Below are 25162 nucleotides of genomic sequence, written 5' to 3' on the forward strand. Positions count from 1 at the left end.
TAAGGTAATCACTGAGGAAGACCGTAAGGTAGTTAAAGATGCGATTTCAAACTTAGAATTTGACTTAGGTAAATCAACTATCCGTTCTAAATCATATGCTAGCTTAAACAGGGTTGCTGGATTATTGGTAGACAAAAACTTTAGCTTAAAATTAGCTGGTCACACCGATAACACTGGTGGCAGAGAGTTAAACTTACGTTTATCTAAAGAAAGAGCAGAATCTGTAAAAGCTTATTTGGTATCTCAGGGTGCTAATGCTTCCAGAATCGAAGCTACTGGTTACGGACCTGATCAACCGATTTCATCTAACAAAACTGCGACTGGTCGTCAGGAAAACCGTCGTGTAGAATTTACATTATACTAGTCAACAGTAAAATGAAATAGAAAAGCCCCGATGAAAATCGGGGCTTTTTGTGTTTTAAACTTTTCGCCATCTCACTGGCCATGGCCAATTAAGATAATCCCTTTTTATTTTTGTAGGTCATTTTAGCTTTAGTACCTGCGCTATAGTTGTAGTTTTTTAGGTTACTCGCTTTCTTTTCGTGAAATGCAGCGCCTCGTTCAGACTGCTCTTCTTCATCATCCCCCTTCTTTTTCTTCGGTTTGGTGGTGGGATCAACTATTTTCAAATCTTCCGGTAATTCCATGACATCCATCCGCTGGCCAATGGCCTGTTCAATCTTTTTTACTTCACTCAGTTCAATATCTGTTGAGAAAGTAATGGCAACCACTTCATCATCATTATGCTTAATGATCCGCTGAATTAAGGTTTCCTTTTGCTCCGGTAATTCAAAATGAATAATAAAAGGAATACCCTGAATATCAAGGCTATCCAGATTTTCATTGGCTACGATGAGTACTCTTGAATTTGGGTTAGACTTAAAATCTTCAATATCATCATAACCCTTATCATCAAAAAACAGTGACCGGTAAATCGCATATTCCTCATCATTGGCATGATTGAAGTTTTTGTAAACGGTTTGTGCTGTTAATCGCGTATTAACAAATACCACTACTTTATCAAAAAACTCAGTATCGTTCATTAACAGGGTTAACAAATTCAGTTTCGTTCGAAAATTGGGAACCTGATATAACATTTGCTGATACACCTCTGCCTGCTTTTCGCCGATCTCATCCACTTCAATCGTAGTGGTTGAATCTTTCATGAAAGGTGATATCATATGATTTAATTTTTCATGCATTACCTCTGTAAACACAACATGTTGAGATTTATAAGCACTGTTTGCCAATTCAACAACAGGTAATTGCAAACCCTTTTTAACAATTAATTCGGCGTTATCAACGATAAATAACTGAATTTTGTTGGTATTAAGTGCAAGTTTGAGGTATAAGGCGCGTGCCCTGTCTGGAACAGCCACGATGATATCACAACCATCAGTGATCTCATTCATTTGTGCATCAACTGCTCCACGGCTATCGATGCCTAAAATTCTGAAAGTTTTATTTCTGTTTAATAAATTAAACTGTTCCAGCACATGATCTACATGTTCAGCATCAGGAACGAGGATTAAAGCCCTTGGTGCTTCTTCAAAAGCATATTTCAACTTCATTAAAGTAGCTAAAACATAAGTTGTTGTTTTCCCCGAACCCTCCGGTCCTACTGCAATAACATCCTGACCACCTAAAATTCTAGACATGGTTTTGACCTGGATTTCTTTTGGCGTTAAAAATCCTGCATCAGTCATGGCAGCAACCAGTGGTTTGCTAAGTTTTAATTTATCTAATGACACGCTTATTATTTTAATGTTTGAAATTGCAAATATCCTTAAAATAATTAGCTTTTCAGAAACTGAATTTAAAGACCCCGAAAGGTATGCACTCAAATTATACGAAACTTTAATGCTTAATCGCCTTCATTTCAAAGGTATATTGGAATGGCTATCCTCAACTTGGCTATTGAATCTATCGAATATTGAAATAATTAAAAATTTATTTATCTGTAAATCAGTAAGTTAATTAAAAAAAACTACGAAAGACTATAAAACCTATAGATATTATATACTAATTTATATATTTGCATACATAATCATTAACTAAACAAGTATTAAACCATTAAAAACTCAAGTGATGTCTGTTTATTTTCAATATCCCGCCATAGCCGAATATCCAAACTTGATTGAGGTCATAACTTCTCAAGTGAAAGATCAGAAAAAAATAAAAGATGAAGATACCTTAAATGATGAACTGGTAAAAGAACTGAGTGATTTTTTAGCGCTTAAATCAGTTTAATAAATACGGCCAGTTGACCGATTGGAAGGTTGGGGTTTCATAAACCCATGTACAATGGTTCGAATCCATTACTAGGCCGCTAAGTGTATCTCAAGCACTTAAAACCTGATTATGCTCAAATCAGGCAAGATTTGGTTATCTTATATTTGTTTTGTTGTTAGCAAGGCTATTCGCGATGGATAGCCTTAACTTTTTTAAGAGATTCAGCTAGATGATGTAAATACCTTTACCTTAAAGTTTCATTTTGAATAAAAAGATTTCAGGATAGTTCTATTGAGAAGTAAATCCGTTATTTCTTCTGGTTGTAAAATCTAAAATATTTTTTTTAAGGCAAAACATTTTATTTTATTCATGGTTATCTATATAATTCACATTATACTAATCTATTACAGATTAATTTGTTTGGTTTAAAAAAGGGATTTATGGATATGAATCCCTTTTCTTTTGTGCAAATTTTTAAAGGCTTATATTCGTTGTACGAAATCAATTCCCATAATTGTGAACAGAAAACATTTTCTTTCTTCATTTATTGCTGCTGCAACGGTCATGCCTGCATTTAAAACATTAGCTAAAACAGTTGAAAATGAAGGTTCATCTTTTAAAATTCCACCGTATCTAAAACAAGGTGACATGATCGGTATCACCAGTCCTGCAGGTTATATCAATGCTGAACAAATTCAGCCATCAGTTCTGCTTATGCAAAGCTGGGGGTTCCAGATTAAAATTGGCGAAACTATTGGAAAACGTGATTTTACCTATGGCGGAACTGATAAAGAAAGGTTAGCTGATTTTCAAAAAATGCTCGATGATCCGGGTGTTAAGGCCATTATGTGTGCCCGCGGAGGCTATGGTTTTATCCGGATTATTGATCAGCTTGATTTTTCATCATTTAAGAAAAGGCCTAAATGGATTATCGGCTTTAGTGATATCACTGTGCTGCATTGCCATCTGACTAAGAATTATGGTATTGCCTCAATTCATGCGAAAATGTGCAACAGTTTCCCGGATAACTGGGCAAAGGCCGAACCCATTCAGATTGAAACCATTTTATCCATAAAAAGTGCATTAACGGGTGAGCAAATGGGTTATGCTGCCCCGGCTAATTCAAACAATCGGTTAGGAAAGGTTGATGGAATTTTAGTCGGCGGTAATTTAAGCATCATTGAAACATTGGCCGGAACTGATTCTGATTTAGATACCAAAGATAAAATGCTGTTTATTGAAGATACGGGCGAGTACCTTTACAGCATTGACCGGATGCTTTGGAATTTAAAAAGAAGTGGTAAACTGAAAAATTTAAAAGCGCTCATTATCGGTGGCTTTAAAGTTAAACCTGATGATGCAGACGAAGAGTTTGGTAAAACCATCTACGAAATTGTTCTTGAGAAAGTTACAGAATACAAATACCCTATTGCTTTTGATTTCCCTGTTGGTCACCAGCGAAATAATTATGCGCTAAAATGCGGTGTAAATCATGTGTTAGAAGTGAACGAGCTTGGCTAAGTATTAAGAACAGTTTAACTCAACTCTTGGCATCTGAATTTGTTAAGATATCAAATGAGCATATTTAAGATTGAAATTTGTTTAAATGTTCCTTTTCAAAAGAAAGATGAAAGCCCTTATAATCCCCCAATTTGTAGTAAAAATAAAATTACGTATGAAAAGTGCTGAAAAAGGCAATGTTATCAGGATTAAAGATTCCAAAAATATATGAGGAATATTTTATAGCAGTTGAAAAGCAAGCCAAAGAAAGATTTAGAGGTTCAATTTAAATCTGGCGAAAAAGCACATATTAAAAGAATACATCCTTACCGTTACTATTGTCTCTGGTCTAGGTCATTATGGCGATAAATAATGCTAAACCGTTTTCACTTCATCTTCTGCATAATCTTCAATGTCTGTGATATAATTGTTAATCAGCAGGAAATCAAATAAAGGCTTCGCTTCTGGAGTAACAGGCATATTAGAAGTAGTAACCACCTCATTTGTCTTTTTATCAAGATAAGGATAAGCAAATAACCGGACATTTGTATTGAACATATCATTCACATAGCTTAAAAGCTGACCGGAATAATTCTCGCCTTTAAAATTAGTGGAGTTAAATACAAATTTCAGGTTGTTAATGTTTGTTGCTAAACCTACGCTTTTGGGTTTACACCGGGCCAGGTATTTGGCTAAACGATTGTGCCTGGTAAAGTTGGATACAATCACAATATTACCCGTATCGCACATTTCCTGCGCACGTTTAGCCACTGATTCCAGGTCAATATCATCAGGTGTTTCCTGTTCATCAGTTAAAACATTGGTTAATAAAACTTCAATCATCACCGCGAGATTCCTCTCCTCTACCTGATTGGTACGTTTAAACTGATCGGTGGCCTTATTAAACAGATTGAAGTTTGGCAATGATTTCTGGCCGTATTTGGTTCTCAAAATCATGATATCTTTCTTATATAATAAATCCTTAGCCTGGCGGGGATGTGCATCAGCATCAAAAATGGCTGCTGCTGAAAAATCTTTCATAATCATATAGAGATTAAGCAAGATATTATCTACTTCAGGAAAGGCAGGGCCTTTAACGGAAATTAAATCAATTTCTACCGAGCCTATGGTAAGGTTATCCGCTAAAGATTCAACCATTAACTTCGGATCCTGATAATGATAAAAAGCAGCGTAAAGCAAATTCACCCCAATAATTCCCAGTACACGTTGCTGCATGTTAACATCTGTATCCAGCAATCGGACGTGAAAGAATATTTCATTCGGCAAACCTCCGGGTTCATTCTGAAAGCGAATACCCACCCATCCGTGAGGTTCATTCGTACGTTTATAATTGAGCGTGGTTACCGTATCGGCAAAGGCAAAGAAGGTTCTGCTTTCATATTTCTCACCAGATAGCCGCTCATTCAATAAACCAAATTCATGATCAAGCATCTGAAGGAGCCTGTTCTGGGAAACATATCGTCCGTCTGATTCTGCACCATAAATGGCATCACTAAAAGTCATGTCATAAGCAGACATGGTTTTGGCTACTGTTCCGGATGCTGCACCGGCGTTAAAGAAGTTCCTGGAAACTTCCTGTCCGGCACCGATCTCGGCGAAGGTACCGTAAATTCTGGGATCGAGGTTTATTTTTAATGCTTTACGTTTAGTATCCAGGATTTCTCTTGCCATGGCGCAAAAATAATAAAAATCATTAGTTCATTCGTATTATTGGCCCATTTGTTTAATTACGGCTCATAATGAACTTTTCTATAATCGATATCCTAAAATAAAATAAGGTTAGCACCATCCGGTACTAACCTTATAAAAACCTAAACTTAAACTATGATGAATCCTTTTCAGGAATTCTAGATATTATGATACTACAATTTCCCTGTGTTTCAATTTAGCATCATCCTTTTTACTGATGTTGATGTTTAAAATTCCATCTTTATATTCAGCACTGATGTTATCACCATCTGCAGTATCTGGCAAATTAAATGAGCGTGCAAATGAGCTGTAGTCAAATTCTTTACGGGTAAAATCTTTGGCTACCTGGGTTTCGTCTTTTTTAACTTCTGCCCAAACAGAAAGTGTGTCTTTTTTCAGGTTGATCTGAAAATCTTCTTTTTTTAATCCCGGCGCAGCCAATTCAATTACATAAGCCATTTCATTTTCGTAAATATTGACGTTTGGTGACTGGCTGATCATTTTGTTTTTAGTTACAGCGTCGCTAAACAATGAATCAAAAACATTGTTAAAGTAAGGAGCTGTGTTGCGGGTTCTGTTGTTAAAATTTACAAGTGTCATATCTCTAATTGTTATTTTTTTAATTGATATTAACCCTTATTCAACTTACATACCAAACCAAAATTTTATGATTTTAAAGACATTATGGCAAAAATTTACAAAAAACAAAGACAAATTGTCAGAAATAAGATCTTTTTCAGACAAATTCAACTATAAAACGAATATTCACTTGCGGTTTATAGACTTTGATATGATGGGCCATGTAAATAATTCTGTGTATTTTACTTACCTGGAAATAGCCAGAACCAAGTATTGGGAAGAGATTATAAAATGGGATTGGAAGAAAACAGGAATTGTAATCGCTCATGCTGAACTGGATTATATTTTACCAATTGTTATGCATGATAAAATTGCAGTTCATGTTAAAACTTCGAGGATTGGACTAACCAGTTTCGATTTGGAATATCAAATTGTAAAACTTAAGGGCACTGAAGAAATAATTTGCAGTAAAGGCAAAACGGTTTGTATTGCGGTTGACTATAATACAAAAAGACCAACAACCATACCTGAAGCTGAAAAACAAAAGATGCTGGGGTTTGAGCAGTTAACTTAAAAGTAAGTCGTTATGCTTAACTTTGTTTGGGCATCTTAATGATGATAAAAAATATTAAGCCCCTGAATCAAGTTCAGGGTGACGAACTACATTAATCTGGCATTATCTTTCCGGGATTTAAAATTCCATTCGGATCAAAAACACTTTTAATACCCCGCATCAGGTTTAAATGAATTTCAGAATATTTGATGGGCATAAATTCTTTTTGCACCAAGCCAATTCCATGTTCACCGGATAATGTTCCGCCTAAAGCTGTTGTCAATTCAAAAATTTCAGTAATACCAAATTTCAGTTTATCTTTCCAGTCTTCATCGCTCATCCCAGCTTTAATAATATTCACGTGCAAGTTTCCATCGCCGGCATGACCATAACAAACGCTTTCGAAGCCATATTTAGAACCAATTTCTTTAATTCCGCTGATTAATTTTGGTAATGCTGCACGAGGAACGACCGTATCTTCTTCTTTATAAACAGAATTGGCCTTAACCGATTCAGCCATTGTTCTGCGCATCCGCCACAATTCTTCCTTTTGAGTTGCAGTATCTGCAAATAATACTTCGGTACAATTGTGTTCTTCCAAAACGATGTTTGCTTTCTCACAATTCTTAAAAATATCATCCAAATCATCGCCATCAAACTCAATCATTAATAAGGCGGCCACTTCATCTTTCAAATCAAATTTGATATCGTCAAATTGAATTACCCACTCCACTCCTTTCCGTTCCATAAATTCCAGGGCCGATGGCGTAACTCCAGCTCTAAAAATGGCCGAAACTGCTGCACAGGCAGCCTCATTGGTACTGAAAGATCCCATCATTAAAACAGACTGACCAGGTTTTGGTAAAAGCTTGGTCACGATTTTGGTTACCACCCCCAAAGTACCTTCTGATCCAATCATAAGTTGCGTCAGGTTATAGCCTGATGCATATTTTAACGTATTGGCACCTGTCCAGATGATGTCTCCGTTAGGCAAAACCACTTCCAGGTTTAAAATGTATTCACGGATGGTTCCGTATTTTACTACCCTTGGTCCGCCAGAACCATGTGCCACATTTCCTCCAATAAAGCAAGAACCTTTACTACTGGGATCTACCGGATAAAGCAATCCCTCTTCTGCTACTGCATTAATAAAATCTTCTGTAATCACACCAGGTTCAACTGTTGCCTGCAGATTTTCAGTATCGATATTGATGATGGATTTAAACTTTTCCATGGATAAGGAAATACCACCAAAAATCGGCAGAGCAGCACCGCTTAAGCCCGTTCCCCCACCGCGTGGCGTTACCGGAACATGATGGTGGTTACAAATCTTGAGCAAAGCAGACACTTCTTCGGGAGAGGTTGGCTTTACCACCACCTCCGGCTGAAAATGTAAGTCTTCCGTTTCATCATGACTGTATTGATCTAAACTTTCTGCATCGGTAAAAACCTTTTCATCACCCAGGGCTGATTTAATTTCAGCTAAAATTGCGGCATTTATTTTGGTAAAAATCATTTTATCGGGCTGAATTATAGGATAACTGGACAAAAGAATGCCCAATTTGTCCGGGCATTGGCGGGTTTAATTTTTTTACACTCACACTTACATGTTGCACAAAGGGATAAATATCGATCACTTTAGAAATAATATTTTTTAAAACCGTTTCCAGAAGCTTTTGCGTATTTTTCATTTCATTCAAAACAATAGTATTTAAATCTTCATAGTTAACGGTTTGAGCAAGTTCATCATCAAAGCCCTGAGGTGTAAATTCCGTTTCCAGATCGATTATAAAATGATTTCCGGTTAACTGTTCTTCCGGATAATAACCGTGTAGCGCAAAGCATTTGATATCTTTTAAGGCAACGGTTTGTTTGAATTGATTCATGTATGTTTTGTATGCTGCAAAATTAAATTTTTATTCATGAATATCACGCCCCTTACCGTAAATTGTTACCTTTGAAAGGAAAGCTATTTCTTAACCAGCGTATAAGAATGATATGAGCAAATCAGCAAAAAAAGACCTTTATGAGGCACCAGATTACTATTTATTGGATGAATTATTAACCGACGAACATAAATTAATTCGTTCTACCGCAAGGGAATGGGTAAAAAAGGAAGTCAGTCCGATCATAGAAGATTATGCGCAACGGGCAGAATTTCCTAAACATTTAATTAAAGGTTTAGCAGAAATCGGTGCATTCGGACCAACTATTCCGGTGGAATATGGCGGCGCAGGTTTGGATTATACCGCTTATGGAATCCTGATGCAGGAAATTGAACGTGGCGACTCCGGGATTCGCTCTACGGCCTCCGTTCAGGGTTCTTTGGTGATGTATCCGATTTATGCTTATGGAACTGAGGAACAGCGTAAAAAATATCTTCCAAAATTAGCCAGTGGTGAAATGATGGGCTGTTTTGGATTAACTGAACCCGATCATGGTTCAAACCCTGGCGGGATGGTAACGAATATTAAAGATGCCGGCACTCATTATATATTAAATGGTGCTAAAATGTGGATCAGTAATGCGCCCTTTGCGGATATTGCTGTGGTTTGGGCTAAAGATGAGGCTGGTAAAATTCGTGGGATGGTTGTAGAACGAGGAATGGAGGGATTTTCTACACCCGAAACGCATAACAAATGGAGCTTACGTGCATCTGCAACAGGCGAACTTGTTTTCGATAATGTTCAGATTCCGAAAGAAAATGTTTTTCCGGAAATCAGTGGATTAAAAGGACCATTAGGTTGTTTAAATCAGGCGCGTTATGGCATTGCATGGGGCGCTTTAGGTGCAGCGATGGATTGTTATGATACTGCTTTGCGTTACTCAAAGGAGCGTGTTCAGTTTGGAAAACCAATTGGCGGTTTTCAGCTTCAACAAAAGAAACTGGCCGAAATGGTGACTGAAATTACTAAAGGTCAGTTGTTGGTTTGGCGCCTGGGTACGCTAAAAAGCGAAAACCGCGCTACGGCTGAACAAATATCAATGGCTAAACGAAACAGTGTAGAGATTGCGTTGGATATTGCCCGCAACGCCCGCCAGATGCTTGGCGGAATGGGCATCACCGGTGAATATTCGATAATGCGTCACATGATGAACCTCGAATCGGTGGTAACCTACGAAGGAACACATGATATTCACCTACTGATTACAGGAATGGATGTGACCGGATTGAATGCGTTTAAATAACAAAAGATTTAAAAATTAAGTTAATGAAAGATTTTAAAAAATATACCTACATACCTGCAACACCTGAAGAAGTTTATTTAGCACTGACCAAAGATATCAGCATTAAGCTCTGGACTGGTGCTGAAGTAGAATTTGAAGAAAAACCAGACACCGAATTTTCTTTCTGGGATGGTGATATCGTTGGTAAAAACCTGGAATTTGAAACCAATAAAAGAATTGTGCAACAATGGTATTTTGGCGAAGATGCTGAACCTTCCATTGTAACCATCAAACTTCATGAAGACAAAAAAGGTACTTCTTTAGAGTTTAAGCAGACCAATATCCCAGATGCGGATTATAAAGACTTTACCGAAGGAATAGATGAATATTTTCTTGGCGGTCTGGTGGATTTCTTTGACGAATAAAACATAAAGTTAAGCGGGCTGTTTAGTTTTTAACCAATTTATAACGTCATGAACAGAACTGTAGGACTCATATTAATCATTGCTGGCATTGCCATGCTGATCTGGACCGGCTTCTCCTATACTAAAAAAGAAAAGATAGTGGATGCGGGTCCGATTCAAATTTCTGCAGACAGACAAAAGTCTGTGAACTGGCCTCCTTACGCAGGTGGTATTATTTTAGTGACGGGTGTTATTGTATTCATCGCATCTGGAAAGCGAAAATAGCTTGCCTTTCTTCTTGATCTCTTCATTTTCTTCCTGTCTCCTATTAAGCAAACGCGTTACGTTTGTAATAAATCTGGTCGGCTTAAATCTTATTGCAACAATGTAGCGATAAATAGATTTTTTATTTTGCAACATAGTTGCAATTGTATATCTTAGTGCTGTTGCAACCGGGGATAAGCCGAAACCCCGTAACCACCAGTAGGCATCATATTTAATCACTTATGTTATGAAAAATCAATCAGAAAAAATCACATTGAGCTTAGAAGACCTTCAGTTAGAAAGTTTTGTAACCAGTATTGACAGTGAAGTTGCGATGCGTTTATCAGGTGGTTTAGGTAATGTATCAGAACCTACGCACACAGAACAAACAGATGACCATCATACCCCACCGGTAAGATGCACCACGGTAATCTGCTAGTTAATTAATTCAATTTCAAGGCGCCAATTTGGCGCCTTGTTTATTCTTCAACACATAAAAAGCCACTCTTTAGCAACAGGCGGATTTGCAACACAATTTTTTGATTGATTTGTTCCTTTTCAGTAGCCGGTTTAAAATATTCACTGGTAATTTTATCAATCAATTTGCCCATTTTCATTTTACCATTGATCAAAGATTTAATGATGATGGCTGGAAAGATTCCGATTTTAATTTCTTCTACACCATTTTCATGGCTATATAAAAGAAGCTTATTGCCGTTTTCATCTTCTCCAAAATATTGTACATGATCATTCAGTTTTAAACTCAGCGCAATGAAATCGGAATCTGATTTTTGACTGGCACTTTCTGCATTTTTTTTGAGGTAAATGTTTCGTTGCTGATAACTAAAATAACCTTTATGAAGTTTCCATAGCTTCAACAGCTCTGATTCCAACCGGAATGATTGCATAATTGCTTCATGCGCTCCCTCTATCTGGCTGATTCTGACAGATAACACCTCACTAAACTCATCAATATTCTTTACTTCATACAGTGCACCAATGCTGACACCTAACAGATCAAGTTTTCCAATAGTTTTTTTGAAGTATGATGAAAAAATCTTCCGTTTAATATCAACCGTTGAGAACCTTCCTTCCAGATTGATTGTTTTTGCAGGTTTGGGTAAAGCTGGTTTTGCCACTGAATCGGATTGATCGCCAGCTATCAGCTGCAAAAGCATATAACCTACACCTGCTTTTCCGGAGAAAAGGCCATAATCATCGGCTCCGCATGATAGGTATTCGCTGTAGCTGTTTGTTTTTCGATATTGTTTAATGGCTCCGTCAATCGCATTACAAATATGATCAGCTATTCCGTCTCTGTCCTTATTGTACATCAAAAACGGAATCATTCCGGTATAGCCGCTTACCAAAGTGAAATCTGGCCGGGGTCTGTTTTGAAGATCTGATAAACATTTTTCAAGTGCCTGGTTACACTGCTTAGAATAGATGTTTTTTTGAGTGAGCGCATATGCAAGACTCCTTGATAAACCCACTCCTGCCGCGCCATGTGCCCAGGCATTTGCCCCTGCCATATCTGAAATAAAAGTTTCCAGTTGCCAGAGATGTGCGCCTGGTTTTGAAAGTTCATAATTACCCATCCGCAAATCAAGCCAGTTATTCGCCGGGGCATAATAATATTGCATTTCATAAGCCAATGCTTCTTCCGCCAGATACAACAAACCTGGTTCATCGAAATACATGCTCAATTGCATAAGACAATATGCAATACCTGATGCCCCGTGAGAAAACCCGGTCATGCTATCGTATGCCTTTTTCGATTGATGATAATCCCATTTCAAACCCATCTCTGATACCCGTGCTTCCAGAATCAACCGGTCTAAGAGCAAACGGATCAATTGTAAAACTTGTTCATTTTGGCTGTGGTGATAAAGTAGAGTGAATACCAGCAAATTACCTGTATAGCCACTTAATAAATCGGCTTTCAGTAATTTCGTACTGAATTGGTTCTGGTTGGACAATGTTAAAAGCAATGCATTATCCAGGTATTTCTGAATTCCTGTTACCTCATAAATTTTTAAATTTGTATAAATCACTCCACCAAGGCCAGTGTAGAATGCAAAAAAACTGGGTTTGAGAATGGCCTCAGATTTCATCATTCTGCTCATCATTTTATCAATTAAACTGATGTGCGTTTCGCTTTGATCAAAACGATAGAGTTCAAGAAAGAATAAGGCAATGCCGCAATTGCCATTAAAAATATCATAGCTTTCCTGGAAGGCATATTCATCGGGATTGATGTAATAAGGCGTTGGCCACCAGGCTTCATCTGCTGTTTCTTTTTTATTTAAGCGCAAATCATTTTTTATTTCATGAAGATGATTGATGAAAACTTCAATCTGAGCAGTTGTAAACATAGATTTTAATTTGAATGATACACTTGGAAAATATATTCGATGCAGATTTTGATCACATACATCAGGTAAGCTTCTTCCTGATTGGCAATGCCCAGTCGATTATTGGTCATGTGTATCAGGCTTGAAACGATTTCCTGGAACTTAAATTCATCAAATTCTGCTGTTTGGTACTGATCCATAACTTTCTGGCTGCAAGTCATGTATTTTGCTAAACCATTATGGAGATTGTTTGTGGCCAGTTCTTCCCAGAAAGAAGCAGCTGCCAGGCAAACAATTTCTTTTTTTGATAAAAATGCCTGCTCAAATTGGTGAAGCCAAAATGCCTTTTCATGGTCATTAGAAAAATCTGAACGGTAAAGCCTTGGTAACCATCCATTTATAAAAAAATCACATAACCTGATGATTTTGTCAGGCTTTAATCCAGCACAGAATAATAGAACCAGGTGAAGCTTTACCGCCTGTAAAGTAACCTGACTGCTATTTTCCCTAATCAGTAACCAGTTTAAAACATAGGTAGATGAAGCGGCAAAATGCTGTTCTGCCCAGGCGATACTTTCCCCGTTCCCATAACGGCTGATTTCCTGCTCGTATTCAACGGACAGAACTTTTTCCACCCTGAAAGATGCGCTTTGAAAATGACAAAGATCTTTACTTAAAGCACCGGTCATCTGTTCATGGTAAAACGGGTTGGCATGAAGCCTCAACCGAATATGACTTCCTCCTTCCCAATAGCGGATAAAGAACCAGGGCGACTCAGCAAAAAAACAAGATTTCCATTGACTGATGAACGGGGCAATGGCCTGTTTCAGAAGCTCATCAGCATTTCCGGAATAATAAATATGCAGACTAAGCCAGGTATAACTGATGGGGTTGATTGTGCTATTCATTATACCACTGCATTAAATATTCTTTAACTCCACTTTCCAAAGGTACCGGAAGTACCTCTTCTATGGTGATGTTATTTCCTGCTCTTGCCAAAAGTCGTTTAAACATAGACACAAACAGTGGCTTATCTAAAGCTAAATATTGTGGTTTATAGTCATCATGCAAGCCCTCTTTTTTGTTGATTTCGCCATCTACAGCCTTGTTTTGATAAGCACGTTTTCTTAGAAATAAAAAGAATTTTATTGGTATTTTGTGCAATTCGAACCAGTTATGTAAGCGAATAAAATAATCAAAATCCTCCTCCGTTGTTTGCTGAACAGGGATTACAGCAGTTTTTATTCTCCATGTTTTTCTCCTGATAATTACTGTTTCTTCAAATGTGATTCTCGGCAGCAGGTAAATTTCAGGCGCTGAATTTGCAAATCTGCCTAGATCATACTGATCTATCAGCTGGATAAAAGGCTGTAATGAAATCCTCGCATCAGGATTAAAGTGGGCCAATAACTGGTATAAGTTGGAACGGTTATAAAAAGATTCCAAACTCAAATCATAACTGTAGAGTTCATGATCATTTAGCCATAGTTTAAGGTTGTTCGTTTCCGAATCAAGGCAAACCCTTAAATCACCAACATTAATTTGCTGATCTGCCGGATAGATATTATTTCCAGAGGGAAGCGTCAGCTCGCGACTGAGCAGAGGAGGGTGAATGTTTGCGTTAAAGGTTGAGGCATCATTTAGTTCAGCTTTAATTACTTCTGGATTTAATGACGCATTCTGAGTAATAAAATCTTCCTGTATTTTTGAATCAAACAAAGACAGAAATCTTCCGCTTACCTTTCCCATTCCGGGCAAAAGCGAATTGATTACCCCATAAAGCTGGTCTTTTTTTTTGCAGGCATAAAATTGTACAAAAGCACCTGCCGATAATATTTTCCCAAGATCCGATGAAACAGGTAAATCTGCAAAAAAATCAGCACTCAGGTTTAATGTATCATCTAAAATCGTTTGCTGCTCCAGTTTGGCCAGAACAGCTGTTTTCCATGACATTGGATCTGTTAATGCCTGATCATTCTGATTTATCTGCTCCTTTTCTGGCTTTTTAACATAAAAATAGTAATCCCGGTAAAACTCGGTGATTTTTATCTTTTCATATTTGGGATAGTGCTTGATATAAAAATTGCGCATTTTGATACGCTCTTTTCGCATCACATCCAGCGGCAGCAGAAATTTGGCAAGCGCGTTGGTTTTAGAAGCAAACTCAGCTATCCCTTTTTCGGACAATACTTCAGTTTCACTTGTAAAACAATCTTCAAAAAAAATATTACGTGCCGAGAAATAGTAAGGAATAAAGTTGTTTGTTAAAAAGGCCTCTTGATGTTGAAATTCTTTTTCTCTGATGATTTTTTTCTCCTCAGCACTCGTATAGTATGGTAAGTTTGCTTCCTTTTGTAATGGAAGAAAAGTGCTGTTCACTGCTCTTTCTGCCTGTTGTAAAAGAACATAGCGTTCATCAGTTCCTGCTGCTGAATAGCTTTCACGGTGGACTTGCAATATTTCGAAAAGGCTGATTAAGGGCTTTACCAAGTGGTTTTTATCTGGTACAGATTTAAAAAACGCCAATAGTTTTACGTCCCAGTTTTCATCCATCCCTGTAAAGCCAAAGCCTGCCTCGAACAAGCCGGTGTTGATCAATTTTATGACATAAGCTTTAATGCTTTCTTGGACGGTATTTTCTACATGTTCTGACAGATATTTGATTAATTCTGCTAAAGTAACTGATTGGTGGTTTTGATGAAAATAATTGACAATCAACAGCTGCAGACCATTTGCGGGCAATTGTTGAAAGGATTCAATGTTGTGGAAATTAGTCAGGAATTGTATTTTATCACCTTTGATTTCTGCTGTGATATTAATTTTAAGCAATAAATATTCATTCAATACCGGATGCTGCCTCAGTATGGATCGTAAGTATTCGAAGAGAATATTGTTCAGCTTCAGCTTACTCTGAACTTTAGGATTTTTATTTGGATGGTTTACCGGGTGAGTACTGGTAGTCATCACACCAGTAAAGGTAAAGCTGCTAAATGGCGACGTTTTGAAAGCCATCCTGCTGAGATACCGCAATACACTAAATTCCATTCGCAGCTCTTTTTGCTTAAAACTTTCCGGGTCTTTTGTGACAAAGTTTTTCAGTTGGGTATAAAGCACCGGGCTGGATAACATTAAGCCATTTTGCAGCGCAGGGTTTAGTGCCATTTGCTGAACAATTTTTTGATGTAATGTTGATTCGTGGTTAAATAGCGTCTTGTTTACCTCAGAAAAATTGTTAATCAGGGTTTCGTTTAAGAGATAAGCTTCAAAAGATTCAGATAATAACTTAGAATTCAATCCTTTAATAAGAGTCGATTGTTCTGCATCTACCCGCTTGTTATTAAATATTTTTCTTTTAAGATTAATTAGCTGTTGCCTCAATTGATCATCGGTTTGTTCACTGATGATCGGAAATAAGGCATCACATAGAGTATTTTTTAATTCTTCCCTTTTTTTGAGGTGGTCACGGTGTGTTTCTATCAACTTTTCGCCCTGATGAAATGTAAGCTGATTGAATACATCGTGGTTAAGATTTGCATATCGAACTAAGGAATAAGGGAAAATTCTGACTGACATAAGATGGTTATAGGTTAATGGAAGATCATTGGCCGAGTTCAAGCTGATTTTTGATCAGGTGGTAATAGTGTCCTTTGATTTGAAGTAGTTGCTGATGTGTACCAACTTCTTTAATTTCACCTTGCTGAAGCACCACAATTTGGTCTGCATTTTTTACTGTGCTAAGCCTGTGGGCGACAATCAGCACCGTTTTACCCTGAAAAAAAGTGTTGAGATTATTTACGATGGAAAGTTCATTCTGTGCATCTAATGAATTAGTGGCTTCGTCAAGAAAAATGTAATCCGGATTACGGTAAATCATCCTGGCGATTAATAAGCGCTGTTTCTGGCCTTCACTTAAGCCAAATCCATCTCTACCAACAACGGTTTCATAGCCGAAGGGCATTTTCAGAAAAAAAGCATGCATGTTGGCCATTTTAGCTGCCTCATGAAGACGGTTAAAATCTTTAACCTCGGCACCAGCAAAAATATTATTGGCGATGGTATCCATAAACACATATCCATCCTGCATCACTACACCGCAATGTTTTCGCCATGATCTGGCATTAATGGCTTCGATTTTTTGCGTGCCAACTTCAATACTGCCTGCGGAAGAAGCATAAAATTTAAGTAAAAGCTTAATTAATGTTGTCTTCCCGCTGCCACTGGTCCCTACAATAGCTGTTACTTTTCCGGCTGGAATGTTCAAACTGACATTTTTTAATACCTGTGCACTGTGTTTACCCCCGTATTGGAACGATACCTGATTCAGCACAATATCTACCGGCTCATCCCCATTCAATTCCTCATCCACACCAAAATCTTCTTCAGTTTCTTGTTGCACTTCATCTATACGCAATAAGCTGAATGCTGCATTCTGCGAAACCCTCGAAAATTCCACCAACTGATTTACCGGAGCATTTAACTGTCCACAGATATAGGTGATGGCCAGCATGCCGCCCAATGTTACCTGGTCATGGATCACCAGCATGGCTGCAGCATAAGTGATCAGCACGTTCTTTACCTCGTTAATAAAAGCACCAACTCCCTGCATCCGTTGATCAAGTTGCAATGCTTCAAGTTTGAGATCGAAAGATTGATCTTGTAATCCTTCCCAAAGCTGTTTTTTTTCATCTTCACTCCCCGTTAATTTGATTTCCTGCATGGCATAGAAAATTTCCAGGAGCAGTTGCTGGTTGGCAGAAAGTACCTTAAACTTTTTCTGATCAATCATTTTTCGCTTCTGTTGAAAAGAGTTAGACCAGATTACGCTGATGCCAGCACCGACAATAAACAGCAGAAAAATCTGCCAGTTGTAATGAAGCAAAACGCCACCAAGTACAATTAAGGTAATTGCCGATAAAATAAAATTGATGAGTGAATTGGTCAGGAACTCCTCTATGCGCTGATTATCATTCACACGCTGCATATTATCTCCCGCCTGCCGGTTATCAAAAAAGGAAAAAGGCAATTTCATCAGCTTCGCCAGAAAATCTTTCAGCATGGTGATGCTCGTTCGGGCACCAATTCTAAATAACAATCTTCCCCGTACAAAATCCATCAGCATCCGGCCAGAAAAAAGCATGAGCTGTCCTAAACAAATCAGCAATAACAAATTGGTGTTTTTTCCTTGAATGCCTTTATCTACGATCATTTGGGTCAGCAAAGGAATCACGAGTGAGAAACCACTAGCCAACGCCAAACTCACCGCTATCGGGAACCAGCCTTTCCGGTGTAATTTCAGGTAAGGAACCAGGTTCCACAATGAAGTTTTATGCTCAGGCTTGCTATCCATTTCATGAAATGAACGGGTTGTCTCTAATAACAATACCCGGCCAATCTGTGTATCATCATTAATATTCCAGCCTGATAAAAATGCAGCTGTATCTAATTTTATTTTACTGTTAAGCGCCGGATCTGCAAGATAGACTGATTCATCATTTACTTCATAAACCACCACATAATGTTCTTTTTGCCAGTGCACGATACAAGGCATGGGCAATCTATTCAGTTTATTATATTCCAATTCTGCAGCCATGGTTTTGAAGCCAATGTTTTCTGCGGCATCAGTTAAATCAAGCATCGTAGTGCCTTGCTTCCCGATTTTGCAGAGCTTTCTTAAATGCTGCATGGAAAAATTCTTACCATGATAGCCGGCAACCATTTTAAGGCAAACCGGACCACAATCCATGGCATCTGGCTGCTTATAAAACGGATACTTTCTCCTGCGGATAAAATCTTTAAGCATGATTAATTTCAAAAATTGTAAATGCAATGCAGTTGCAAATATGTAAAATATAATGCAACTTTGGTGCATTATTAAATTAATCTTTGAATGAAAAAAACCAACATTGCCATTTGGCAAATGCTGATAAAAAAAGAGTTACTGGTGATTTACCGGAACAAGACAATGCTCATCTCCACGGTAATGATCTGGACACTTTTTATGGCGGCTGCCATTTGTACATACTTAGATTATCAATCAGCGCACAAACAAAGAATTGAAGCCAACACAATTTTCAGGCAGCAATGGGCGCATCAACAACGCAATCCACATGATGCGGCACACTTTGGCACCTACCTTTTTAAATCGATCAATCTGTTAAATGTATTTGATACCGGATTAGATGATTATGCCGGGAATACCTATCGTATTGAAGCCCATGTGCAACACGAACCCGATGCAGCAAATGCGGAAGGAAATGACAGCTCCATGCGTTTCGGCAGGCTCACACTTGCATTGATTTTGCAATTGCTCATTCCGCTGCTCATCCTCTTTATCACAGCAACCAGCATAACCATAGAAAAAGAACAGGGTACATTGAAAATGCTGCTGGCTCAGGGATTAAGCACTTCAAGGTTAATATGGGTTAAGGCTATTTCAAGTTATCTTTTCATCATAACAGTGGTTTTGCCAATCTTTTTACTGATGATCATGATGCTATTGATCTCTCCCGGATCTGACGTACTGCTCACCAGATTACTTTGGATGATATTGGCATTTCTATTGTATTTTTTATTCATTGCCTTGCTGGGCATACTGATTTCAGCCTGGAGTGGTAATTCAGGAAAGGCACTTTTAACCGCGTTGAGCTGCTGGATATTAATGAGCATTATCTCGCCGAAATTACTCACCGGAATTGCCGATCGCAGCTATCCGCCAATGTCTCGCGCCGCTTTTACCGATCTTGTTGAACAAGGATACAGAATGGGACTTAACGGCCATGATCCTTATGCAGAACGTGGGGAACGTTTCGTTCATCATATTCTTAAAAATTACCATGCAGACTCCGTTAGCGAGCTTCCTTTTAATATTGAGGGTTTAACTTTTCAATACCATGAGGATTATCGTAATATGGTGTTTAACCATTATCTGGCACAGGTAGCACAACAGTTTGATAAACAACAAAACTTTTTAACGATAGCGGGAGTCTTTAATCCTTTTCTTTCCATCAAACGGATTTCGATGGCCCTCTCTGGTACCGACTATTATCATCACCAGTACTTTTTTAAACAGGCGCAAACTTACCGCAATCATTTAATTAAAAAGCTGAATCTGCAGCTCGCCATGCACAGTAAAGATGTAAAGGGAGAGTATATCCTAGGTCCTAAGTATTTTGCAGGGCTTCAAAACTTTGATGATCAGCTTCCACCTGTCCATAAGGTGATCCAGTTAAACCAGATTGGACTATATGCTATCGCCGGATGGATTCTGCTGCTCGCTGCATTGATCCAGTTTATTGCTTCACGTTCTTTAGCCCGCCATTATGAACCTGCTTAAAATCGTATTTAAATTTGAACTGCGCATGCTTCTCAGACAGCGATTGGTATTGTGCTTAATTTCTTTCTTCTTTCTAACCGGTCTTTACAGCATCTATGATGGTTACCATTTAACCACAAAACAACTTACGGCTATAGATAGTCTGGAACAAAATTACGATCAGAAATTTAAGGAGCTGGCTAAAAATTTCACTGCAGATACCACTACATCAGTAGGAAAAACCAGCTATGCACAGGCAGGAATTCCGGCTGTGATTGAATACCGGAATCCGCTCAATGCGGTACACAGACCAGCATCACTAACCTCACTATCTGTAGGTCAAAGGGATCTGTTGCCTTATTATGAGGTGATTACCAGAAAACGAAATACAGTAAATGCACCAAATGCTGAAATTGCAAACCCGGAAATGCTGGCAGCCGGTAACTTTGATCTCGCCTATGTGATCATTTACCTTTTTCCATTATTGACTATCGCATTGTCATATAATACCTGGTCGAAAGAGAAAGAACAACAAACTGATCGCCTATTGGCTGTTCAGGGAAAGTATCTTGAACACATCATTATTTATAAACTCGGCTTCCGTTTTACCGTGGTGACTTTATTGGCCTGGTTGCTGAGTGCTATCGGAATCATAAGTGATTCGCAGCTCAGCCCCTTTAACCTGACAACTTCCTTATTATGGTTTTTTACCGTTACAGCCTATTTGGCGTTCTGGTTTTCAATCTGTTTAATCCTGATCAAAATCGGTAAAAGTTCTGCTGCGAATGCACTTTACCTACTGGCTTCATGGTGCTTCTTTCTCCTGGTATTGCCTGCCATTACCAATGCCTTCATTCGCCAGCTATATCCTATTCCATTAAAAACAGATGAAGCCGTTGCTTTACGGGAAAACAGTGAAGCCATATGGGCAATGCCAAAACAAGCCCTTATTGATACTTTTTACGCTAATCATCCAAAGTATAATTCCTTAAAAAGCGCTGCGGATACCAGCGAGAATAGCACCGTTCGTTTCAGTGCCTATTATGATCTTCTGGGCAGAAAAATGACTTCGGCGATAGCACAGTACAATCAATATCCGCGAAAGCAAAATTTAATTTCAGCCAAATTAAGCTGGATTAATCCTGCTACGAAAACACAATACTTACTGAATTCAATCGCTGAAAGTGGCCTGACGGATTATTTATCTTATCAAAACCAGGTCAATTGCTTTCAAAAAACATGGGTCGATTTCATGACAGGTTATATTATTCATAATAGAAATTTAAGCCTTGCTGAATTACATCATCTTCCTGAATTTAAAATGAAACCAGCTCCTGGAAAGAACACAAATATCTTAACAGACATCCTTGGTCTGCTGATTATATCTTTTTCTATCCTATCCTTAAGTACAAAAATCAAATTACCATTATAACACAATTACCATCCATTTAACAAATCACAGAAATGAAGAAAAAACTTTACTTGTTATTAGTCATCCTTATTTACATTCCCCGGCTATTTGCACAACAGCAAGGCAAAACAAAATCTACCTTAGATTCTAACAGAACGCAGCAGTTGAGCGAAATTAGTATTGCCGGAAAAAAAGCAGTAAAATTGCGAAAAGACACTTTATCTGCAGCCTTGAGAATGCAGATTCCGCTGCTTCAGATGCCTCAAAACATAATTAGTATTTCCGCTGCATTGATACAGCAGCAAGGAAGTTTTCAATTAAAAGACATGGCGAGGAATGCCAGTGGAATCTATTTCGGATACAACAGTTCGCCTTTTGACAATTCTGCTTCCATTAAAATCAGAGGATTTAATGCCGCTACCACCATTAACGGGATGCCCAGCCGACTGGTACTTGGTGCAACACTTGATGATGAAGCTTTAATTGAAAATCTGGAATTTATTAAGGGTCCGGCAGGATTTATCAGTGCCGTAGGCGAACCCGGCGGAACCTTAAACATTTCTACCAAAACACCGAAAGAAAAGCTACTGAATGTGCAGCTTACGGGAGGTAATTACAACCTTTTCAGATCTACCGTTGATGTTGGCAGTAAAGTTTTAGATAAAGGTTTCTCTTACCGTTTCAACACAGCATATCAGCGGCAAAATTCTTATCTGAACCATATGAAAACGGAGAAATATGTAATTGCTCCGGTAGTTCAGTATAATTTCAGTCCGCGGACTTATGTCATTGCCGAATATAATTACATTCGCGGTGAAGTAAAAAACGGTTCATCAATTAATAAACTTCGCCAGGATAAGGATGTGTTGCAAGATCCGATTGGCGTAAATTACAGCGCAGGTATTGGCCTTCCGTTGAGTGTTGCACAAACACATACGGGCAGATTTGTAGCCGTCCATAAATTCAATTCAAACTGGCAGTTGACTTCACAATCTAATTATGTGAAGGCTCCTTCTACGCAATGGTATATGGTTTCATCAAATAACAGAACTTCCATCAGCTTTGATGATGCGGGTAAAACCAAACGGATATCCAGTAATTCTAATTTGTTAGGTGAAACCTATAACACCAACTTATTTCTGAATGGTAAATTTAACACCGGGCAGTTTAAACATACAATCCTGGTTGGTGGCGATTATACTAAAGGAAAAGACTCGCTTTCAACCTATTATGGAACCAATTCCATCGCGTTCGATCGAAATAATCCAAATTATGATGTCGATCCAAACACGGTAGCTGTAACCAAAAGATCCATCAGGCAGGAAAACAAAATTCATTACACGGCGGCGTACGTTTATGATAACATTGCCTTTGATAAATTTTTACTGACTGCTGGAGCGCGGTATACGGAATATAGAAATCAGAATATTTTAACAACCACAAGAGGCCCACGTACGCCTGATCAATACAAGCAACACGCTTTTTCACCCCGTTTAGCCCTGACTTTTACACCGGATTCTACTTCCTCCATCTACTTTTTGTATGACCAATCTTTTGTTCCGCAAACGGGTCAGGTAGTCACTGAAACCACAGCCAGCGCAACAGCAGGACAGCGGACAGTTACCGGAACGAAACCTATAGACCCTCAATTCGGAAATAGCTTCGATCTTGGTTTTAAGAAAAAATGGTTTAATGGGAAACTGCTGACCACCATAAATGGTTTTCACTCGGCAAAACAAAATGTATCTGCCAGGGATTTCCGAAGTTACACAGCTGCCGCGGGCGCTGTAGCTTATTACCTGCAATTGGGTGAAGTAGTGAGTAACGGGGTTGAAGTTGATGTGATTGGAAACATCACCGATCGGCTTTCATTAGTAGCAAATTACACCTATGTAGATGCAAAAATTACCAAAGACAATAACCTTGATCCTACGCCGGACAATCCTTCTATTGTAGGACAAAAAATGCCCGATGTACCTCAACAAATTTTTAATACCTGGATTCAGTACAGCATTCCATTAAAGGGTTATAATAAAATTGCTCTGAGTGCCGGCCAAACCAGTATTGCAAAGCTCTCTGCAATTAGTCAGCGTGATGTTTTCTTACCTAATTACACCAAGTTTGATGCTGGGGTGAGCTTTACAAATCCGAGATATTGGGTTAGGGTAATTGCAGATAACCTGGCGAATAAACGTTATATTTCTTCCGGAGATATTACAACTGATTTCCCCTATACCGGAAATAACTATTTCTTTGTGGAAGGAGAACCCTTTAACATCAGGTTTTCTGTTGGCCTTAAATTTTAAAACCAGATAGCCTAAATAAAAAGATCGCCGATACGTTTGCAGCATTTGCTCCACGTATCGGCGATTAATATCAGATTTCGTTACTATAAACCGATCTTATGGCATCCCGAAGGTTATACTTGGAAGCCATTACCTCTCCGTAAGCACCTGCGCTACGGATGGCAAAAATATCACCCCTGAACGAAATTGGCTGTTCTACCTCTTTACCAAAGCAATCTGTACTTTCGCAGATTGGTCCAACGATATCGTATTTAACGACTTCGGACTTCGGACTCCCGACTCCGGACTGACTAAGATTTTCGATTTTATGATAGGCCTGATATAAAGCCGGACGCATCAATTCTGTCATGCCAGCATCTAAAACCACGAAGTTTTTTTTCTTCCCGTTTTTGATATATAAAGCTCTTGTAATGAGTGATCCAGTTTGTCCGACAAGCGCTCTACCTAACTCAAAATGAACTTCCTGTCCTGTTTTGATCTCCAAAAATTCATCAAATATTTTGAAATAAGATGCAAAGTCAGGTATTTGATGGTCAGGGTTATAATAGTCGATCCCTAAACCTCCGCCAACATTTAAAACTTTCAAAGTAAAGCCTCTATCTTCAAACCAGGTAGCAAACTCATTCACCCGAACACAAAGATTTTTGTATACATCCAGGTTGGTAATCTGAGAACCAATATGGAAGTGAATGCCAATAAATTTCAGGTTTGCAGATGCTTTCAAAGTCTCCGCACATTCTGGTAAATCCCACGAATTAATGCCAAATTTATTTTCATCTAAACCCGTGGTGATGTTGTGGTGCGTATGGGCATCAACATTTGGATTGATGCGGATAGCCACCTGCGCCACTTTTCCTTTTGCAGCAGCCAGTTCATTTAGCACTTCCAGTTCCTGGATAGATTCTACATTGAAACAGAAAATATCCAGATCCAGGGCTTCATTAATTTCTTTATCGGATTTACCTACGCCTGCAAAAACGATTTTCTGATGATCGAAACCTACTTCAACCGCTCTTCTCACCTCTCCGGCACTCACACAATCTGCGCCGAAACCAATGCCCTTAATCTCTTCAAGCAAAACAGCATTGAAGTTGGCTTTTAATGCATAATGGATATGAAAATGATACGGAGCTGCCGCTGCGGCACAGTTACGAAGCGTCTTTTGCAACAAATCGGTATCATAATAGTAAAAAGGGGTTTCTATATTGTTAAACTTTGATATATCTTTATCCGCAAACATGTTCAAATTCCTTATTATAATTTTAATTTTATTCTTTGGGCTGGTTTACTTCGGTAATTACCTCGATTTAAAGAATGGAAGAATTACCCAAAAACAATACAATGGAAAAATCCGGTTTACTATCGTTTT

General features: G+C 38.4%; 21 protein-coding genes and 1 tRNA gene. 12 read left to right on the forward strand and 10 right to left on the reverse strand.

Annotated features, from left to right (window positions below):
• Positions 1 to 364: OmpA family protein (locus CBW18_RS17415; RefSeq protein ID WP_140418706.1), on the forward strand; the 364-nt coding region annotated here is incomplete at its 5' end.
• Between the two features lie 88 nt (positions 365 to 452).
• Here CBW18_RS17415 and CBW18_RS17420 read toward each other — a convergent pair.
• Positions 453 to 1751 carry a DEAD/DEAH box helicase gene (locus CBW18_RS17420; protein WP_088302612.1) on the reverse strand — a complete coding sequence of 433 codons (1299 nt, stop codon included), beginning with the start codon at positions 1749 to 1751 and terminating at the stop codon, positions 453 to 455.
• 337 nt (positions 1752 to 2088) lie between these two features.
• Between CBW18_RS17420 and CBW18_RS21460 the strand changes: the two genes are divergently transcribed.
• The 3 genes from CBW18_RS21460 (at position 2089) to CBW18_RS17430 (ending at position 3753) form a co-directional block, all read left to right on the forward strand.
• Positions 2089 to 2250 (forward strand): hypothetical protein, encoded by a 162-nt coding sequence (locus tag CBW18_RS21460; RefSeq protein WP_172406563.1) that lies wholly within the window; start codon positions 2089 to 2091, stop codon positions 2248 to 2250.
• Positions 2251 to 2257: 7 nt separating this feature from the next.
• Positions 2258 to 2329: transfer RNA gene (locus tag CBW18_RS21465), tRNA-Met, on the forward strand.
• Between the two features lie 419 nt (positions 2330 to 2748).
• Positions 2749 to 3753, forward strand: coding sequence for an LD-carboxypeptidase (locus CBW18_RS17430; RefSeq protein ID WP_088302741.1), 1005 nt, complete (start codon positions 2749 to 2751; stop codon positions 3751 to 3753).
• A gap of 354 nt (positions 3754 to 4107) precedes the next feature.
• On the opposite strand, the gene CBW18_RS17435 is transcribed toward CBW18_RS17430, so the two are convergent.
• Together CBW18_RS17435 and CBW18_RS17440 are read right to left on the reverse strand one after the other, a co-directional pair.
• A complete protein-coding gene (locus CBW18_RS17435) occupies positions 4108 to 5424 on the reverse strand; it encodes a nicotinamide mononucleotide adenylyltransferase (RefSeq protein WP_088302614.1) in 1317 nt (438 codons plus the stop codon).
• A gap of 183 nt (positions 5425 to 5607) precedes the next feature.
• Positions 5608 to 6042, reverse strand: coding sequence for an Hsp20/alpha crystallin family protein (locus CBW18_RS17440; RefSeq protein WP_088302615.1), 435 nt, complete (start codon positions 6040 to 6042; stop codon positions 5608 to 5610).
• 115 nt (positions 6043 to 6157) lie between these two features.
• On the opposite strand from CBW18_RS17440, the gene CBW18_RS17445 reads away from it, so the two are divergent.
• Positions 6158 to 6595 (forward strand): thioesterase family protein, encoded by a 438-nt coding sequence (locus CBW18_RS17445; protein ID WP_253249076.1) that lies wholly within the window; start codon positions 6158 to 6160, stop codon positions 6593 to 6595.
• Positions 6596 to 6686: 91 nt separating this feature from the next.
• On the opposite strand, the gene CBW18_RS17450 is transcribed toward CBW18_RS17445, so the two are convergent.
• Both CBW18_RS17450 and folB read right to left on the reverse strand, forming a co-directional pair.
• On the reverse strand, positions 6687 to 8090 hold the full coding sequence (locus CBW18_RS17450) for an FAD-binding oxidoreductase (RefSeq protein WP_088302616.1): 1404 nt from the start codon (positions 8088 to 8090) through the stop codon (positions 6687 to 6689).
• Position 8091: 1 nt separating this feature from the next.
• On the reverse strand, positions 8092 to 8460 hold the full coding sequence (folB, locus tag CBW18_RS17455) for a dihydroneopterin aldolase (protein ID WP_088302617.1): 369 nt from the start codon (positions 8458 to 8460) through the stop codon (positions 8092 to 8094).
• A 112-nt stretch (positions 8461 to 8572) separates the two neighbouring features.
• Here folB and CBW18_RS17460 point away from each other — a divergent pair, with 112 nt between their 5' ends.
• The 4 genes from CBW18_RS17460 (at position 8573) to CBW18_RS17475 (ending at position 10849) form a co-directional block, all read left to right on the forward strand.
• Positions 8573 to 9763 (forward strand): acyl-CoA dehydrogenase family protein, encoded by a 1191-nt coding sequence (locus CBW18_RS17460; RefSeq protein ID WP_088302620.1) that lies wholly within the window; start codon positions 8573 to 8575, stop codon positions 9761 to 9763.
• A 23-nt stretch (positions 9764 to 9786) separates the two neighbouring features.
• Positions 9787 to 10167 (forward strand): SRPBCC domain-containing protein, encoded by a 381-nt coding sequence (locus tag CBW18_RS17465; protein WP_088302622.1) that lies wholly within the window; start codon positions 9787 to 9789, stop codon positions 10165 to 10167.
• A gap of 48 nt (positions 10168 to 10215) precedes the next feature.
• The gene (locus CBW18_RS17470; protein WP_088302623.1) at positions 10216 to 10431 is read left to right on the forward strand and encodes a hypothetical protein; all 216 of its coding nucleotides are present in this window, start codon (positions 10216 to 10218) and stop codon (positions 10429 to 10431) included.
• A 226-nt stretch (positions 10432 to 10657) separates the two neighbouring features.
• Positions 10658 to 10849 (forward strand): pinensin family lanthipeptide, encoded by a 192-nt coding sequence (locus CBW18_RS17475; RefSeq protein WP_088302624.1) that lies wholly within the window; start codon positions 10658 to 10660, stop codon positions 10847 to 10849.
• Between the two features lie 40 nt (positions 10850 to 10889).
• On the opposite strand, the gene CBW18_RS17480 is transcribed toward CBW18_RS17475, so the two are convergent.
• The 4 genes from CBW18_RS17480 to CBW18_RS17495 are packed head-to-tail and all read right to left on the reverse strand — an operon-like array spanning position 10890 to position 18564.
• Positions 10890 to 12785 carry a lanthionine synthetase LanC family protein gene (locus tag CBW18_RS17480; protein WP_088302626.1) on the reverse strand — a complete coding sequence of 632 codons (1896 nt, stop codon included), beginning with the start codon at positions 12783 to 12785 and terminating at the stop codon, positions 10890 to 10892.
• A 5-nt stretch (positions 12786 to 12790) separates the two neighbouring features.
• Positions 12791 to 13672 (reverse strand): thiopeptide-type bacteriocin biosynthesis protein, encoded by an 882-nt coding sequence (locus CBW18_RS17485; RefSeq protein WP_088302627.1) that lies wholly within the window; start codon positions 13670 to 13672, stop codon positions 12791 to 12793.
• Positions 13665 to 16337 carry a lantibiotic dehydratase gene (locus CBW18_RS17490; RefSeq protein WP_088302628.1) on the reverse strand — a complete coding sequence of 891 codons (2673 nt, stop codon included), beginning with the start codon at positions 16335 to 16337 and terminating at the stop codon, positions 13665 to 13667. The genes CBW18_RS17485 and CBW18_RS17490 overlap by 8 nt, the downstream gene beginning before the upstream one ends.
• Before the next feature lie 25 nt (positions 16338 to 16362).
• Positions 16363 to 18564: a peptidase domain-containing ABC transporter gene (locus CBW18_RS17495; RefSeq protein WP_172406564.1), complete on the reverse strand. Its 2202-nt coding sequence runs from the start codon at positions 18562 to 18564 to the stop codon at positions 16363 to 16365.
• A gap of 87 nt (positions 18565 to 18651) precedes the next feature.
• Here CBW18_RS17495 and CBW18_RS17500 point away from each other — a divergent pair, with 87 nt between their 5' ends.
• The 3 genes from CBW18_RS17500 to CBW18_RS17510 are packed head-to-tail and all read left to right on the forward strand — an operon-like array spanning position 18652 to position 23793.
• Positions 18652 to 20097 carry an ABC transporter permease subunit gene (locus tag CBW18_RS17500; RefSeq protein ID WP_088302631.1) on the forward strand — a complete coding sequence of 482 codons (1446 nt, stop codon included), beginning with the start codon at positions 18652 to 18654 and terminating at the stop codon, positions 20095 to 20097.
• A complete protein-coding gene (locus CBW18_RS17505) occupies positions 20084 to 21508 on the forward strand; it encodes an ABC transporter permease (RefSeq protein WP_088302632.1) in 1425 nt (474 codons plus the stop codon). Before CBW18_RS17500 ends, CBW18_RS17505 begins: the two co-directional genes overlap by 14 nt.
• Positions 21509 to 21540: 32 nt before the next feature.
• The gene (locus CBW18_RS17510) at positions 21541 to 23793 is read left to right on the forward strand and encodes a TonB-dependent siderophore receptor (RefSeq protein WP_088302633.1); all 2253 of its coding nucleotides are present in this window, start codon (positions 21541 to 21543) and stop codon (positions 23791 to 23793) included.
• 70 nt (positions 23794 to 23863) lie between these two features.
• Here CBW18_RS17510 and lysA read toward each other — a convergent pair whose 3' ends face one another.
• A complete protein-coding gene (gene lysA, locus CBW18_RS17515) occupies positions 23864 to 25033 on the reverse strand; it encodes a diaminopimelate decarboxylase (protein ID WP_088302635.1) in 1170 nt (389 codons plus the stop codon).
• Positions 25034 to 25162: the final 129 nt, after the last annotated feature.

The organism is Pedobacter sp. AJM, from assembly GCF_002197755.1.
In the GTDB taxonomy this organism is placed as follows: Bacteria; Bacteroidota; Bacteroidia; order Sphingobacteriales; family Sphingobacteriaceae; genus Pedobacter.

Bases quoted from the DNA above. Each gene is read 5' to 3' on its own strand.
- CBW18_RS21460 (WP_172406563.1), top strand. From the start codon at position 2,089: ATGTCTGTTTATTTTCAATATCCCGCCATAGCCGAATATCCAAACTTG.
- CBW18_RS17435 (WP_088302614.1), bottom strand. From the start codon at position 5,424: ATGGCAAGAGAAATCCTGGATACTAAACGTAAAGCATTAAAAATAAAC.
- CBW18_RS17440 (WP_088302615.1), bottom strand. From the start codon at position 6,042: ATGACACTTGTAAATTTTAACAACAGAACCCGCAACACAGCTCCTTAC.
- CBW18_RS17450 (WP_088302616.1), bottom strand. From the start codon at position 8,090: ATGATTTTTACCAAAATAAATGCCGCAATTTTAGCTGAAATTAAATCA.
- folB (WP_088302617.1), bottom strand. From the start codon at position 8,460: ATGAATCAATTCAAACAAACCGTTGCCTTAAAAGATATCAAATGCTTT.
- CBW18_RS17460 (WP_088302620.1), top strand. From the start codon at position 8,573: ATGAGCAAATCAGCAAAAAAAGACCTTTATGAGGCACCAGATTACTAT.
- CBW18_RS17465 (WP_088302622.1), top strand. From the start codon at position 9,787: ATGAAAGATTTTAAAAAATATACCTACATACCTGCAACACCTGAAGAA.
- CBW18_RS17470 (WP_088302623.1), top strand. From the start codon at position 10,216: ATGAACAGAACTGTAGGACTCATATTAATCATTGCTGGCATTGCCATG.
- CBW18_RS17475 (WP_088302624.1), top strand. From the start codon at position 10,658: ATGAAAAATCAATCAGAAAAAATCACATTGAGCTTAGAAGACCTTCAG.
- CBW18_RS17480 (WP_088302626.1), bottom strand. From the start codon at position 12,785: ATGTTTACAACTGCTCAGATTGAAGTTTTCATCAATCATCTTCATGAA.
- CBW18_RS17485 (WP_088302627.1), bottom strand. From the start codon at position 13,672: ATGAATAGCACAATCAACCCCATCAGTTATACCTGGCTTAGTCTGCAT.
- CBW18_RS17490 (WP_088302628.1), bottom strand. From the start codon at position 16,337: ATGTCAGTCAGAATTTTCCCTTATTCCTTAGTTCGATATGCAAATCTT.
- CBW18_RS17495 (WP_172406564.1), bottom strand. From the start codon at position 18,564: ATGCTTAAAGATTTTATCCGCAGGAGAAAGTATCCGTTTTATAAGCAG.
- CBW18_RS17500 (WP_088302631.1), top strand. From the start codon at position 18,652: ATGAAAAAAACCAACATTGCCATTTGGCAAATGCTGATAAAAAAAGAG.
- CBW18_RS17505 (WP_088302632.1), top strand. From the start codon at position 20,084: ATGAACCTGCTTAAAATCGTATTTAAATTTGAACTGCGCATGCTTCTC.
- CBW18_RS17510 (WP_088302633.1), top strand. From the start codon at position 21,541: ATGAAGAAAAAACTTTACTTGTTATTAGTCATCCTTATTTACATTCCC.
- lysA (WP_088302635.1), bottom strand. From the start codon at position 25,033: ATGTTTGCGGATAAAGATATATCAAAGTTTAACAATATAGAAACCCCT.